This is a genomic window from Aerococcus sp. Group 1 (assembly GCF_000193205.1).
Lineage (GTDB): Bacteria > Bacillota > Bacilli > Lactobacillales > Aerococcaceae > Aerococcus > Aerococcus urinae_A.
The window spans coordinates 227,833-241,212 of sequence record NC_015278.1; the positions used below are offsets into that span (position 1 = coordinate 227,833).

Annotated in this window: 13 protein-coding genes and 2 pseudogenes; 14 read left to right on the forward strand and 1 reads right to left on the reverse strand. The window is 39.7% G+C overall.

Annotated features, from left to right (window positions below; genetic code table 11):
* Positions 1–13 precede the first annotated feature (13 nt).
* From murQ to HMPREF9243_RS01090, 8 genes and pseudogenes are all read left to right on the forward strand, one after another.
* Positions 14–930: pseudogene (gene murQ / locus HMPREF9243_RS01055) on the forward strand (N-acetylmuramic acid 6-phosphate etherase).
* Positions 927–2,389, forward strand: a pseudogene (locus HMPREF9243_RS09705) (PTS transporter subunit EIIC). The pseudogenes murQ and HMPREF9243_RS09705 overlap by 4 nt, the downstream one beginning before the upstream one ends.
* Before the next feature lie 37 nt (positions 2,390–2,426).
* On the forward strand, positions 2,427–2,633 hold the full coding sequence (locus tag HMPREF9243_RS11000; protein WP_196793335.1) for a MurR/RpiR family transcriptional regulator: 207 nt from the start codon (positions 2,427–2,429) through the stop codon (positions 2,631–2,633).
* A 136-nt stretch (positions 2,634–2,769) separates the two neighbouring features.
* The gene (locus tag HMPREF9243_RS11005; protein WP_224786531.1) at positions 2,770–3,201 is read left to right on the forward strand and encodes an SIS domain-containing protein; all 432 of its coding nucleotides are present in this window, start codon (positions 2,770–2,772) and stop codon (positions 3,199–3,201) included.
* Positions 3,202–3,507: 306 nt separating this feature from the next.
* On the forward strand, positions 3,508–4,944 hold the full coding sequence (locus HMPREF9243_RS01075) for a Spo0B domain-containing protein (protein ID WP_041705800.1): 1,437 nt from the start codon (positions 3,508–3,510) through the stop codon (positions 4,942–4,944).
* A gap of 3 nt (positions 4,945–4,947) precedes the next feature.
* Complete coding sequence (locus HMPREF9243_RS01080; RefSeq protein ID WP_013669489.1) at positions 4,948–5,685, forward strand: response regulator; 738 nt, start codon at positions 4,948–4,950, stop codon at positions 5,683–5,685.
* Between the two features lie 135 nt (positions 5,686–5,820).
* Complete coding sequence (locus HMPREF9243_RS01085; protein ID WP_013668735.1) at positions 5,821–6,888, forward strand: AEC family transporter; 1,068 nt, start codon at positions 5,821–5,823, stop codon at positions 6,886–6,888.
* Between the two features lie 65 nt (positions 6,889–6,953).
* On the forward strand, positions 6,954–7,961 hold the full coding sequence (locus HMPREF9243_RS01090; protein WP_013669696.1) for an NAD(P)-dependent oxidoreductase: 1,008 nt from the start codon (positions 6,954–6,956) through the stop codon (positions 7,959–7,961).
* A gap of 106 nt (positions 7,962–8,067) precedes the next feature.
* Here HMPREF9243_RS01090 and HMPREF9243_RS01095 read toward each other — a convergent pair whose 3' ends face one another.
* Positions 8,068–9,000: a sugar-binding transcriptional regulator gene (locus tag HMPREF9243_RS01095; RefSeq protein ID WP_013669770.1), complete on the reverse strand. Its 933-nt coding sequence runs from the start codon at positions 8,998–9,000 to the stop codon at positions 8,068–8,070.
* A gap of 228 nt (positions 9,001–9,228) precedes the next feature.
* On the opposite strand from HMPREF9243_RS01095, the gene HMPREF9243_RS01100 reads away from it, so the two are divergent.
* The 6 genes from HMPREF9243_RS01100 (at position 9,229) to HMPREF9243_RS01125 (ending at position 13,364) form a co-directional block, all read left to right on the forward strand.
* Positions 9,229–10,101 (forward strand): MurR/RpiR family transcriptional regulator, encoded by an 873-nt coding sequence (locus HMPREF9243_RS01100; protein ID WP_013668902.1) that lies wholly within the window; start codon positions 9,229–9,231, stop codon positions 10,099–10,101.
* A 226-nt stretch (positions 10,102–10,327) separates the two neighbouring features.
* Complete coding sequence (locus HMPREF9243_RS01105) at positions 10,328–11,311, forward strand: type I phosphomannose isomerase catalytic subunit (protein ID WP_013669916.1); 984 nt, start codon at positions 10,328–10,330, stop codon at positions 11,309–11,311.
* A gap of 27 nt (positions 11,312–11,338) precedes the next feature.
* Positions 11,339–11,974, forward strand: coding sequence for a 3-hexulose-6-phosphate synthase (hxlA, locus tag HMPREF9243_RS01110; protein ID WP_013669197.1), 636 nt, complete (start codon positions 11,339–11,341; stop codon positions 11,972–11,974).
* Between the two features lie 2 nt (positions 11,975–11,976).
* Positions 11,977–12,540: a 6-phospho-3-hexuloisomerase gene (gene hxlB / locus HMPREF9243_RS01115; protein ID WP_013670107.1), complete on the forward strand. Its 564-nt coding sequence runs from the start codon at positions 11,977–11,979 to the stop codon at positions 12,538–12,540.
* Between the two features lie 23 nt (positions 12,541–12,563).
* On the forward strand, positions 12,564–13,037 hold the full coding sequence (locus tag HMPREF9243_RS01120; protein WP_013669325.1) for a PTS sugar transporter subunit IIA: 474 nt from the start codon (positions 12,564–12,566) through the stop codon (positions 13,035–13,037).
* Positions 13,038–13,049: 12 nt separating this feature from the next.
* Positions 13,050–13,364, forward strand: a complete 315-nt coding sequence (locus HMPREF9243_RS01125; RefSeq protein ID WP_041705804.1) for a PTS fructose transporter subunit IIB — start codon at positions 13,050–13,052, stop codon at positions 13,362–13,364.
* Positions 13,365–13,380: the final 16 nt, after the last annotated feature.

A 13,380-nucleotide genomic window follows, 5' to 3' on the forward strand; every position in this document is an offset into this window, starting at 1 on the left:
TGGAGATGATTTCATGTCTAAGGAAGATTTAGCAAAATTAACTACAGAAACAAGAATAAGTCTACTTTTAGTCTTGATAAGTTATCTGTGTTAGAAGTATTAAAAACTATGAACACGAAAAATGATAATGTTCAGAGCGCCATAAGCAGGGTCTTGCCCAAGATTGAAGCAGCTATTCAAATGATTGTTGATTCCTTTAATCATGATGGACGCTTAATCTATATGGGCGCTGGGACGAGTGAACGGCTTGGGGTTTTAGATGCGGCAGAATGTGTCCCTACCTTTGGAACCTCTCCTGATATGGTGGCTGGTCTCATTGCTGGGGGCGAACGAGTAATGACAAAAGGCGTTGAAGGAGCCGAAGATGATGAAAAGTTAGGAAAAAATGATTTAAAAGATATTAAGCTAAGTCCGCTAGACACTGTAGTAGGGATCAGTGCCAGTGGAAGAACGCCCTATGTTATGGGCGGTTTAAAATATGCCAATCAGCTTGGCGCTAAGACGATTGCGCTCTCTTGCAATGATGAATCAGTAATTTCTGCACTAGCTAAAATAAGTATTGAAGTAATCGTTGGACCAGAAATATTAACTGGATCTACTCGACTCAAAGCAGGAACAGCACAGAAATTGGTTTTGAATATGTTATCAACGGTTTCAATGATCCAAATTGGTAAGGTTTACCAGAATTTAATGATCGATATTAATGTCACCAATGAAAAATTAGAAGATCGGGCGACAAGAATTATCAGTAATATTACTGAAGCTTCTTATGAGCAAGCACATGAGGCATTAGTAGCTAGTCATTTTAATGTGAAGAATGCGGTCGTGATGTTAGCTGAAAAAGTTTCTTTTGAAGAATCTCAAAATTTACTCCAAAAAGCAGATGGTTTTATATACAAAATTATTGAAGGCGAGGCTAGGGAAAAATGAGTAAAGAAGAACGCTTAGCAAAGAATATTTTTGAATATATTGGTGGAAAGCAAAATACAAATAAAATCTATAATTGCATGACACGGATTCGGATTGATATTAAGGATTTTCAAGCAGTGAACCTATCAGCCCTAGAAGAAGAGGAGGGCATCTTAGGAATAGTTAAGGACGACAATACGCTTCAAATTGTTGTTGGCCCCGGTATCTCACAAAAAGTAGCTGATGAAATGAACGAATTAAGTGGAATTTCACATACGGAAAGGATTGATGAAAATTTAGATCCTCATTTGACTAGTAATCGCTCTCATTCAGAAGAAATTGCTAATCAAAATAAGAAAAAAATAAACCTTCGTATTTTAAATCTTTTACTAGTACCATAGCGAGTGTCTTTGTTCCGCTAATTCCTGCTTTTGTAGGTGCCGGTATTATTGGGGGGATTGCCTCGGTATTTCAAAATCTCATAACTGCCGGTAATTTAGATGCGGCGACTTGGGGTAGTGCTGTAACCATACTAAATATTATTAAAAATGGCCTCTTTGCCTATCTCAATATTTATGTGGGGATTAATGCAGCCAAAGTATTTGGGGCTACTGAAGGTTTAGGGGGAATTGTTGCTGGAATCATTTATCTAACAGGAATGACGCCAGAAAATCCCTTAAAGAATATATTTACCGGTCAAACCCTAGCTCCAGGACAAGGGGGGATTATTGGGGTACTTTTAGCTGTATTCCTACTATCAATCGTTGAAAAGCAATTGCGGAAGTTTGTTCCAGATTCCCTAGATATTATTGTTACGCCAACGCTTTCCCTATTAACAGTAGGCTTAATGACGATCTTTTTAATTATGCCAATCGCTGGTTGGGTTTCAGCTGGCTTAGTGGGTGTGGTGAATTGGGTACTCAATGTTGGAGGAGCCTTTAGTGGCTTTATTCTCGGGGCCATCTTCTTACCTTTAGTGATGTTTGGACTACACCAAATACTCACACCAATCCATATTGAAATGATCAATGCACCTGGATCCACACAGCTCTTGCCAGTATTAGCGATGGCAGGTGCAGGTCAAGTTGGAGCTGCTTTAGCGCTATGGCTTAAATGTCGTCGTAATGGTCGATTAGTCAATATTATTAAAGGGAGCCTACCTGTCGGGATTTTAGGTATTGGTGAACCCTTGATTTATGCCGTCACCTTACCGTTAGGTCGTCCTTTTATCACTGCATGTATTGGTGATGGTATCGGAGGTGCTGTTGTTGGAAGAATAGGCAGTGTTGGTGCGACAGCAATTGGTCCTAGTGGTGTCGCATTGATCCCATTAATTGCTGATGGAAAATGGATGGCTTATGCTTTAGGCTTGCTCGCTGCTTATGCTGGAGGCTTCGTGGCGACTTACTTTTTTGGTGTGCCGAAAGAGGCACAGAATGCTGATTCATTTAGTAAAAACGCTAAGATAACGGGTAGATAGTCATGTCCAATTATTTTTATTAGGTATTGAAGAAAAATTGACTAAGCTGTCGGGGTCTGAAGCTCAGGTTGGGAGATATATTATTGAACATGCTGATGACGTCATTCAAATGAATGTCAAAGAACTCGCCAGAGAGTCTGGTCCCAGTATCTCTACTGTGGTACGCTTTTGTCAGTCTATTGGGACTGAAGGGCTATTCGCAGTTAAAAATAAAACTGTCTTCAGAGAGTCAATTAGTTGTTGAAGAGGGACTAACGGATATTAAACCTGGGGAAAATTTAGAAAATATCATGACAATGTTATTGAAAGAGTCTTATTATAATTTTAGAGAAACCAGTCAATTAATTAATGAAGATGCTTTAGATCAAATTATTCATCTGATGATTAATGCACCGATTATTTATTGCTATGGTTTGGGTGCTTCACATCTTGTCGGTGAAGATTTAGTGCAGAAATTTGCTCGAGTAGGAAAAACAATATTAAATTATGAGGATTCCCATCAATTGGCTTCAGCCATGGGAACGGCCTTTAAGGATTCTCTTTTTCTACTCATTTCCTATTCTGGTCAAACCCACGAAGTGATTGAATTAGCTAATCTGGCTCATGAATTAAATATCAAAGTCATTGTAATGACATCAAGCTCAGGGAATAACTTACAAAAACAAGCAGATTACCAGCTCTTAGTCGCTCAATATCGTGAAGCGTCTCTGCGTGCTGGAGCAATGATCTCCTTACTGAATCATCTATTCTTAAATGATATCTTATTTCTATATTTCCTATCGACTACGTATAAAAAACTCTTACTAGTTTAGAAACCAGTCGTCATGGAGTAGAGGAGCTAGTGAATATACGTCGTCAAAAGTGATTAAATATTTTTTATATATAATACATTTAAATAAAAAGCTATGAATATGATATTTACGTCTCTAGGGGTATGAGGGTAGATAATGACATAGCTTTTTTGTGTTTTAGAGGTTAAGAAATTATTTCATTCAATGGTGTTTTATTTTATTATAATATATAGTTTTGCTGATAAAGATTAACCCAGCCAGGTGATTCATATGCTCTCTCTAAGAAAAACTTTTCATAAACATAAGCTGCTGCTTCGACTCCTATACATGACCTTTACTTTAGTGATTGTTACCTTATTAATCATGTTTTTTATCTTAACTCGGTCCAGTAAGCAGACCATTGTCGATTCTCAAGCGGACATGTTGTTAAAAGTGGGCCATGAAATTGCGGACGATCCCTTTATCCAGTCCTCTGCTGAAGATACGCATTTTTCCCAGCAGATTATCGACTATGCCTCTGCTGAAGAAGCTCGCTTTGGCTTGGATTATGTGGTGATAATGACTAAGGATAGTACCCGACTAACCCACCCCAACCGTCATTTAATTGGAAGTCCCTTCCAGGGAGAACAAGACCAGTATGATGCCCTCAATGGTAAATCCTATACCCGGACAGGGCAAGGCCCTATGGGGCGGTCGATGCGTGCCTTTGTCCCTATCCTCAATCAAGAGAATCAAGTGGTAGGCGCAGTAGCTTTAGGGATCATGTTGCCCAAGTTAAATCTCTTATTCGATCAGGCTAGACACACAGTGATCAGTTCTATCTTGGTCGCCTTTCTTGTGGCAGGGATAATGGCCATTTGGTTGGCTTATTCCTTAAAGAACCGCATGTTGGGAATGGAACCTGAAGAAATTGCCCAGGTAGTGGAAGAGCGCAATGCCATGTTTAATTATACCGATATGGCTATCCTAATCACTGATCCAAAAGGGAAAATCCGTTTTGAGAATAATAGTGCAATCACCTATATTGGCAACTATCTCAACCAACCTTATTCTGCAATTTTCCCTAATTTAAAGGTAAAGGACAAGGCATTTATGTCTTTGATTAAGTCGGTCAACGAGGATGAATATGTCGGTTCTGTGGCTCCGATTATTGTCAACCGGGAGAAACGAGGCTATCTTTTTATATTACGTAATGCTTTAGAAGTGATTGATTTAGTTAACCAGCTGGAGAATTCCCACTACTTTGCCAAGCAATTAGTCAAGCAGAACCATGATTTTCTCAATAAAGTTCATGTTATCTATGGCCTAACTGATTTAGGGGAATATAAGGAATTAAAGAGTTATTTGCAAGACTTAATTAGTGATAAGAGCCACTTCAATCAAAATGTGCAGCTATTGATTAACAATCCCACCATAGCGGGCTATTTACTCCTAGGCGCTAATCACTATTCCACTTATCGGCAGATCACTGTGAAGGATGAAATTCCCGAAGCCCAAAATTTTAGTCAGAATAATGAATGGCTGAAAATCACCAATACGATTGAAGAAAGCTTAAACCAGCTTCAAGACACGGTGAAAATTGACATTGAACTGGAATATGTCAATGATCATTTATTGACTTCATTCTATTTATATCCTGACCAAGGTCTTTACCATAAAGTCGCTAAGGTCTTAGATCAAGTACACAATGATTTTGATAAGGTGAAAATAAATAATAAGAGAAACTACTTTGTTTTAAGCTATCAAGTGCAATATGGAGGCTAAGTGATGTATAAAGTAATGCTTGTTGAAGATGACCGCATGGTTCAAGCCATTAACAAACAATATGTCGAAAAAGTGTCAGGCTTTGAAGTAACTGCGGTGACAGAAAGTTACCAAGAGGCCCTTGATCAGTTAGCTGAGGACCATTTCGACCTTTTGTTAATTGATGATCATTTGGACGATTTCCAATCACCCGGTATGCAGCTGGTTGAATATTTGGCTACTCGTGACCAGCATCCGGGAGTAATCATGTTAACGGCTCAAAACGCCAAATCAGCCATTCAAAAGGGCTTAAATTTAGGGGTGCAGGACTATATTCTCAAACCCTTTACCTTTGAACGCTTAGAAAGTAGTTTGCTTCGGTTTAAAAAGGAAAGAGAGTTATTAAATCAAGAGGAGGAGATTGACCAAGACATCTTGGACCAATTATATGGTTATCCGGATGACTTAGGTGCCGACAACCGTTTAGCGGAGTCTGCTAATATGGAAATGAGTGATAGTATCGAAAAGGGTCTGACCTTTTCCACCATGGAAGTCATTGCCGCGTCCATCGAAAGCCAAGATTGTGAATCTTTTACTATTCCCCAAATCACTCAGAAAAGCCAACTCTCCCATGTGACGGTGCGTAAATATATCCATTATCTGGTTAAAAAGGGCTATCTGAAGACCTTCCAATACTATGGAACAACTGGGCGGCCTACTATTCATTACCAACAAGTCCACCCCTTGGATAGAAGTTTGTGAAAAGTCTCTTAAATTACTTAAAAAACTTTCATTTAATTAAATAATATTTCCTAGCTCCTCTATATAAACTAGAATTCAACTATAGAGTTTATCGATAAGTTCTTGTGAATTTTTTATTATAGAGGAGCTATTTTTATGTCGTTTGGTGAAATATTGATAGCTACCCTGACAAATATGAAGTTTATTTCGGCAATTACTTCGACGATTGGGATTATCTTGATTGGTTATATTTGCAGACGTCGTGGCATCTTTAACCAACATGTTTCTAAAGTCTTGTCAACGGTAGTTTTAAAGTTAGCGATTCCATGTATGGCCTTCAATGCCTTTATGCAAGATTTGAATGTCCAACAACTCCACCAAAGTATGAGTGTTTTGGTATGGGGCCTGTTAATTTATTTAGTTTTTATTGTTATTACCCGTCTTACTTATGCGCGTTATGAGGGGGACACCCAACTTGTTTTACGCATGTTAACGATTTTTGGCTCGACAACCTTTTTTGGGATTCCAATTGTGTCAGCGGTTTACGGGGCTGACGGGGTCATTTACGCCAATGTTTTTAACATCGGTTACCGGATCTTCTTATATTCCTATTGCTATATCTTGATGAGTGGTTTGCAATTTAAAAAGAGCAACCTCAAAAGTATCTTCCTCAATCCGACGATCTTATTTACCTTGGCGGGTTTACTGATTTGGGCTATGCAGGCTTATCTGCCCCATGTCACGGTGGAAACCCTGGCCAAGACTGGAGAAATGGTTGAGCGTCAAGCCCCAATTCTCCGCTTTGACTTAACCCTACCTTGGTTATACCAATTGATGAACTATTTATCTAAATTGGCTTCACCATTGGCCTGGTTATCAATCGGGGCAACTCTTGGTGAAAGTGAAATTACCGAAGCGGTTAAGGACAACAAGGTGTGGTACTACGCCTTTAATAAAATGCTTATTGTTCCATTGATTACTTTAGTCTGTGGGATTTTATTCACGGTGACGAACACTCTCCCAATGGATTATGCCGCAATTGGGACGACTGTAGTGATGATGGCGACTCCACCGGCCAGTGTGGCGGTCTCCTATGCGATTGGTTTTGGACGTGAAAGTAAGCTAGCCTCGAACGCCTCTTTTGTAACCACCTTAACGGCTACCCTAGCCATCCCAATTTGGCTGGTGGTAATTGAAATCTTAAAAACCAGTGGGATTATTTAAATTTTTTGAGTGAACGTGCATTAAAAATTAATAAATATGAGTAAAAAGAATAAGGAGAGATTGTAATGACTTTTAAAGTAGCTTGCTATGGGGTACGGTCGAACGAAGTGGATATTTTTAACCAATATAATAAGTATAATTATGACCTAACTTTAATTGAAGAATTATTGACTGAAGATAATATTGAAACCGCTAAAAGCCATGATGCTGTCCTACTCAGAGGAAACTGTGTGGCCAATCGGAAAAACCTGGAATTACTGAAATCCTGGGGCATTGATTTAGTTTTCACCCGGACTGTGGGAATTAACCACATCGATATGGACGCTATCCGCGACTTAGGCCAAGTGGTCGCTCGAGTACCAGGCTATTCTCCGAATGCCATTGCCGAATTAGCAGTGACCCTGGCCATGAGTTTGTTGCGTAATGTGCCTTATACTACTGAAGCGACCGCTAAGGCATACGATTTCCGTGTGAAACCTCGTATGTTTAGTCGCGAAGTGAGAAATTGTACGGTGGGAATCATTGGTTGCGGACGTATTGGCGTGACCGAAGCTAAACTCTTCCAAGGTTTAGGAGCTAGGGTGATTGGTTATGATATCTATCAATCTGATGCGGCCAAAGAAGTCGTTGAATTTAAAGACACCCAAGACGAACTCTTAAAAGAGGCTGATATTGTAAGTATTCACTCGGCCTACATTGAAGGTGAAAATGACAAGATGATTAACCGTCATTTTATCGAAACCATGAAAGATGACGCTATCTTAGTCAATACTGCCCGAGGAGAACTCCAAGACAACCAAGCCATTATCGATGCCCTTAAAGCAGATAAATTGTATGGCTTTGCGGCCGATGTGCTCCCCAATGAAGGACCAATTTTCTTCCACAACTTCGATCGTTTAGAAGATGTTCCTGATGAAACGGTTCAAGAATTGATTAAGTTATATCCAAGAGTCCTGCTAACTCCTCATGTAGGTTCCAACACCGATGAAGCAGTCAAAAACATGGTGGAATATTCCATGGATAATTTTGAAGAATACCTTACCACTGGGAAAGTTGCTAATTTGGTGGAGTAAGGGTAAGTCATACCCAAAAAGTAAAAACTCCTTCCAATGAAAATAGGCCTATGATGAAAGGAAAGTCGTCATAGGCCTTTTAAGTCGATCTGCTGTTGTTAAGTCGCTAAATATTCTCCGTCAAGAACCGGGCCGTATCAATATCTGTAATCAATTCATCAACATACTGACTCTTAATGGCGGAGAGAATACTTATATGTTTTTTTCGCCCGCCAGCGATACAGATTTTACGGTCAATTTGAGCAAAGGCCTTTTGGGAGACGCTGATGCGGCGTTCTTCTAACTCTTGAAGGATTTCTTTACCTTCTTGGTTAAGGAAAATAATGGAGGCAATATCACTCGTGGTATCACTTTCCTTGATGAGGGCTGTCTCTTTTTCGGACAGGTAGCCGGTCGAGATAATATTATTTTCTTCGTCATTAGGGTTACCGATACTGAAGATGGCGATGTTGGCTTGACTGCTTCTATCAATAGTGGCCAAGACGTTGGGGTCGTGCATGTACATGTCGGCAGCAACTTGGCTTTGGGCGAAGGCTGGGGCTAGGATGGTAGCTGACTTGGCCAGATAGTTTTCGGCAAATTGGTTGGCGATGGAATTGGAATGGCGGTTGAAGTTCTTATCTCCGTGACCGCCGATCAGGGGAGTGAAGAGCGTCTTTTTATTCAGATTGCCGTAGCAATACTTGGTCAATTCTTGTAGGGTCTTTCCCCATCCCACAGCGATCGTGTCGCCTTCTTCAAGAATAGTATTTAAATAAGAGCCAGCCATTTGGGCTAGGGATCCGCGGACGTCATGGTTATGGATATCCGTAATCATGACGTTTTTAAGTTGAAAACTTTCTTTAATGGTGCGTTCAACATGCTCGTAGTTAGGGGTGTCATTAACAACGACGGTTATAATACCCATATCACGGGCTTTTTTGAGCATACGGGAGACTTTGATGCGAGAAATGCCCACCTGGTCAGCGATTTCTTCCTGGGTCAGGTTGTGGTAGTAGTAGAGTTTAGCCACTCGAATAAGATCTTTTTTACTGTTCATGTGTTCACCTCGTGGTATATATAACAATGATACGGGAAGAAGAGAAAGAAAGGCAAGAAATTTATAAATAATTTTTTAGTGACAGAAAATTATTAATTTTTCTATGGGGTTAATGGGTGTAGAAATAAATAATTATCTCCAATGAGTAAAATGTGTTTATATTTTGCAGGAAAGTGCTTTCTGCTATAATATGATTTATCGTGAATGGTTAACTAAGGAGGTGTATTGATGGAAACCAACATAGCAGAACTGATTAAGCAAAAGTATAATCATTTGCCCAATTCACAGAGAAAAGTCGCTGATTATATTTTAAATCATGGTGGTGAGGTCATGAATCATACTTTGTCTGATTTAGCGGCTAAATCGGGAGTTAGTATTCCTAGTGTGGTTCGTTTTACGCACACCATTGGCTACTCTGGCTTCAGTGAATTTAAGAAGGCTATCTTACTAGAAACGGGTCAACAACAGAACCAAGACAATGGCTTTGAGAAAAATTCTCGTGTCAATCTCGATTTTTCGCCTAAAGATTCCTTAAGTGATGTTCCCAAGATGGTGGTGGACAAGTCTATACGAGGCATGCAGGATACCTTAAACTTGCTAGATAGGAATGATTTTGAAGAGGCCATTACAAAAATTATTTCAGCCAAACGGGTAAGTATCTATGGAATAGGAACGTCTTCCAGTGTTGCTTTAGACTTTGTCAGCCGTCTGATCCGTATCGGCATACCAGCGACTTATTATTCAGATATTCATTTACAGCAATTGGCTGTTCACTCCTACACAGAGGATGATTTATTGATCGGGATTTCTCATTCTGGAGCCACAATGGATGCCGTGGATACCCTGAAATTAGCAAAGTCAAGAGGGGTACAAACGATTGCTTTGACTAACTATAAATCCCATTTTATTAATGAATATGCTGATATTTCTCTTCTCACCGGTGATAATGAAACCTCTTTATACAGTGAGACCATGGTTTCACGTATTTCGCTTTTGACTCTGATCGATATGTTATATATTGGAATCATTTTGAGTGACTATGATCACTATACCCAACAGCTTGAACAAATTAGTCATTTCGTCGATAGTAAAAATTACTAATACGGTCTCTTTTTTTACGACTATATGTATAAATTATACAGTTAGGAGAATAGATAATAATTTTTATACCACTCCAAATGCCTTCAACACGGGCGATTGGAGTGGTTTTTATATTCTCCAAGCATAAACACTGAAAAAATAGTAAAGAAAGCGCTTTACAAATGTATGTATTAATTATACAATACAAGTGAGAAAAAGATAAAAATATACAAAAGGAGGAAATGTAATGGCGCTCAACTTATATCCAATGATTTTTGAAGATAATTATAAACATCATATTTGGGGCAATGTCAACCGCCCAGAGCACAATAAAGTTTCTGACCAAGAGGAAGGATTTTCAGAAAGTTGGGAGTTATCGACTCATCCTAACGGCCCTAGTGTGATCGCTAACGGTGACCTAGCTGGTAAACAATTAGTCGATGTATTTAATGAGGATAAGACAGGGATTTTAGGAAGCTTCGCTGATAGCTTTGACGAGTTTCCATTATTGATTAAATTTCTAAATACCAAAACCCGTCCTTCAGTTCAAGTTCACCCTAATGATGAGCAGGCCCAAGAATTAGAAGATTACCCCTATGGTAAGGGTGAACTCTGGTACTTCCTAGACAAGGACCAAGATACCTTTGCGGTCTGTGGTGTTAAACCAGGAGTAACTAAGGAAGAATTAAAGGCAAACTCTAAAAATATTTTTGATTATCTAGGTAAATACCCGATTGAAAAGGATTCATTCTTTAATTTACCACCTGGGACTGTGCATTCTCCAGGTGAGGGGTGTCAGTTTATTGAGATTCAACAATCGAGTGATATCACCTATCGGATTTATGACTACGACCGCTTAGGTAAGGACGGTAAGCCGAGAGAATTGCATCTTGATAAAGGCATTGAATGTATCGACCTGAACTATCAGCCGGATACGGGCGATCCCAAGATTTTAGAAGAAAACGACCACTATAGCGAAGCTAAGATTGCTGACCAAAAATATTTTGAAGTCAACCGTGTCCAAGTGAAAGACAGCATCAAGGAAACAACGGATGGCGGCCCTGTTATCTTAATCTTTATTGAAGGTAGTGCCACCATCGAGGACGCTGGGAAAAATCTGGCTGTTGAACAGATTGAAACCGTTCTTATTCCTGCGTCACTAGATGAAGTAACCATTAAGGGAGATTGTACTTATCTGAAAGTAACTATCCCTGACGCATTAAAGGCATAATAAAAAATAAAAAGGAGAATACTAACAATGACTGCAAAATTACAACTCGCTTTAGATGATATTAGTTTAGAAAAAGGCTTAGAACTCGTAAAACAAGTGAAAGATTATATTGATATTGTTGAAATCGGGACCCCATTTATGATGGAGTACGGTATGGAAGCGGTTCGCCAAGTCAAAGCAGCTGTGCCTGAAGTTGAAGTCCTCTGCGATGCTAAGATTATGGATGCGGGTTACCTTGAAGCTAAGGAAACCTTTGATGCTGGGGCCGATTACGTGACTGTCTTAGGGGTAACAGACAACTTAACCATCAAAGACGTTGTTAAAGCGGCTAAAGAAGCCAATGCTAAAGTCATGGTCGATATGATTACCATTACCGATATTGCTAAACGGGTTGCTGAAGTAGAAGAATTAGGAGTCGATGTGGTTGCTGTTCACACGGGTGTTGACGCTCAAGCAGCGGGCCGTACCCCACTAGAAGACTTAGCAGAGATGAGTAAACACGTCGATAACACCGTTACTGCTGTTGCCGGTGGAATTAAAGTAGACACGGTTGCTGATTACATGCAATACAATCCTCAAATAATCATTGTCGGTGGAGGTATCCTACACGCCGATGACCCCGTTCAAGCAGCAAAAGAATTGAAAGAACAAATGGAGGCTTAATCATGAGTGCAAAAAATTATGTTAAAGAAATTTTAGAAGAATTACTACACAACGTTGCCTATGAAAATGATGATCAATTAAATGACCTGGTGGAAGCTATCCTAAAGGCCAACCATATCTTCTTAACCGGGGCTGGGCGGTCAGGAGTAGGCATTCGTGGCTTTGCTAACCGTTTGATGCACTTAGGTTTCTCTGTCAGTGTGATTGGAGAAATTACTAACCCCCACACCCATGAAGGAGACTTATTAATTGTTGGTTCTGGATCCGGTGAAACCGATAGCTTGGTATCCACTGCCAAGAAGGCGAAAAAGAATGGCGTTAAGATTGCGATTTTAACTATGGATGTGGAATCGACCATTGCTAAATTAGCCGATGTTGTGGTCTTACTTCCTGGGGTATCCCCTAAATTACAACATTCTGGAATGGATATTACTTCCATCCAACCCATGGGCTCAGCCTTTGAACAGTTACTCTTCTTAACTGGTGACGGGATCATCCTGGAATTAATGGATCGGACGGGTGAAACTTCAGATTCTATGTTTGCTCGTCATGCCGATTTAGAATAGTGAAGAAAAAGAAGGAGGATGACATGGAAAATCAAATCGATGCTATTGTTCCTCAAGCAATGATCTTATTAGACGAAGAAGTTGAAAATAGAGATGCAGCCATCCATCATCTGGTCAGCCAAGCCAAGGAAGCTAACTTAGTCAATGATGTGAAACAAATGGAAGAAGCGGTCTTAGCACGTGAAGCTGAGGTTTCGACTGCTGTAGGCTATCAAGTAGCTATTCCTCATGGTAAATCTGAGGCGGTCAACCGACCCTTTATCGGTTTTCTTCGTTTGAAGGATACCATGCTATGGAATGATAGTGATGAAGTGAAATTAATCTTCTTAATTGGCGTCCCTGAAAGTAATGTGGATAATATTCATTTACGCTTTATCGCCCAATTAAGTAAAAACTTATTAAATGAAAACTTTAGAGCCTTTATTTCTAAAGAAAGTAGTCAAGACAAATTGTATGAATTTTTTAAAGAAATTGATTTTAGTGTGAATAGAGATTAGGGAGGATTCACCATGAAAGTTGTCGGAGTATCAGCTTGTCCAACGGGCATTGCCCATACTTATATGGCCCAGGAAGCAATCGAAAAAGAAGCTAAAGCGAGAGGCTATGAATGCAAAGTGGAAACCCAAGGGAGCATGGGGATTGAAAATGAGTTAAGTCAAGAGGAAATTGATGCAGCGGATGTAGTTATTTTTGCAGTAGCCATTGAAGTTGAAGACGAAGAACGCTTTGAAGAAAAAGAAAATCAAAATAAAGTACTCACCGTAGAACCCGGTGAAGTCATTAAAAACCCTCAAGCTATCTTTGACCAATTAGAAGAATTATAGCTAGGGGGAGAAGAGA

Bases quoted from the DNA above. Each gene is read 5' to 3' on its own strand.
- HMPREF9243_RS11005 (WP_224786531.1), top strand. From the start codon at position 2,770: ATGATTAATGCACCGATTATTTATTGCTATGGTTTGGGTGCTTCACAT.
- HMPREF9243_RS01075 (WP_041705800.1), top strand. From the start codon at position 3,508: ATGACCTTTACTTTAGTGATTGTTACCTTATTAATCATGTTTTTTATC.
- HMPREF9243_RS01080 (WP_013669489.1), top strand. From the start codon at position 4,948: ATGTATAAAGTAATGCTTGTTGAAGATGACCGCATGGTTCAAGCCATT.
- HMPREF9243_RS01085 (WP_013668735.1), top strand. From the start codon at position 5,821: ATGTCGTTTGGTGAAATATTGATAGCTACCCTGACAAATATGAAGTTT.
- HMPREF9243_RS01090 (WP_013669696.1), top strand. From the start codon at position 6,954: ATGACTTTTAAAGTAGCTTGCTATGGGGTACGGTCGAACGAAGTGGAT.
- HMPREF9243_RS01095 (WP_013669770.1), bottom strand. From the start codon at position 9,000: ATGAACAGTAAAAAAGATCTTATTCGAGTGGCTAAACTCTACTACTAC.
- HMPREF9243_RS01100 (WP_013668902.1), top strand. From the start codon at position 9,229: ATGGAAACCAACATAGCAGAACTGATTAAGCAAAAGTATAATCATTTG.
- HMPREF9243_RS01105 (WP_013669916.1), top strand. From the start codon at position 10,328: ATGGCGCTCAACTTATATCCAATGATTTTTGAAGATAATTATAAACAT.
- hxlA (WP_013669197.1), top strand. From the start codon at position 11,339: ATGACTGCAAAATTACAACTCGCTTTAGATGATATTAGTTTAGAAAAA.
- hxlB (WP_013670107.1), top strand. From the start codon at position 11,977: ATGAGTGCAAAAAATTATGTTAAAGAAATTTTAGAAGAATTACTACAC.
- HMPREF9243_RS01120 (WP_013669325.1), top strand. From the start codon at position 12,564: ATGGAAAATCAAATCGATGCTATTGTTCCTCAAGCAATGATCTTATTA.
- HMPREF9243_RS01125 (WP_041705804.1), top strand. From the start codon at position 13,050: ATGAAAGTTGTCGGAGTATCAGCTTGTCCAACGGGCATTGCCCATACT.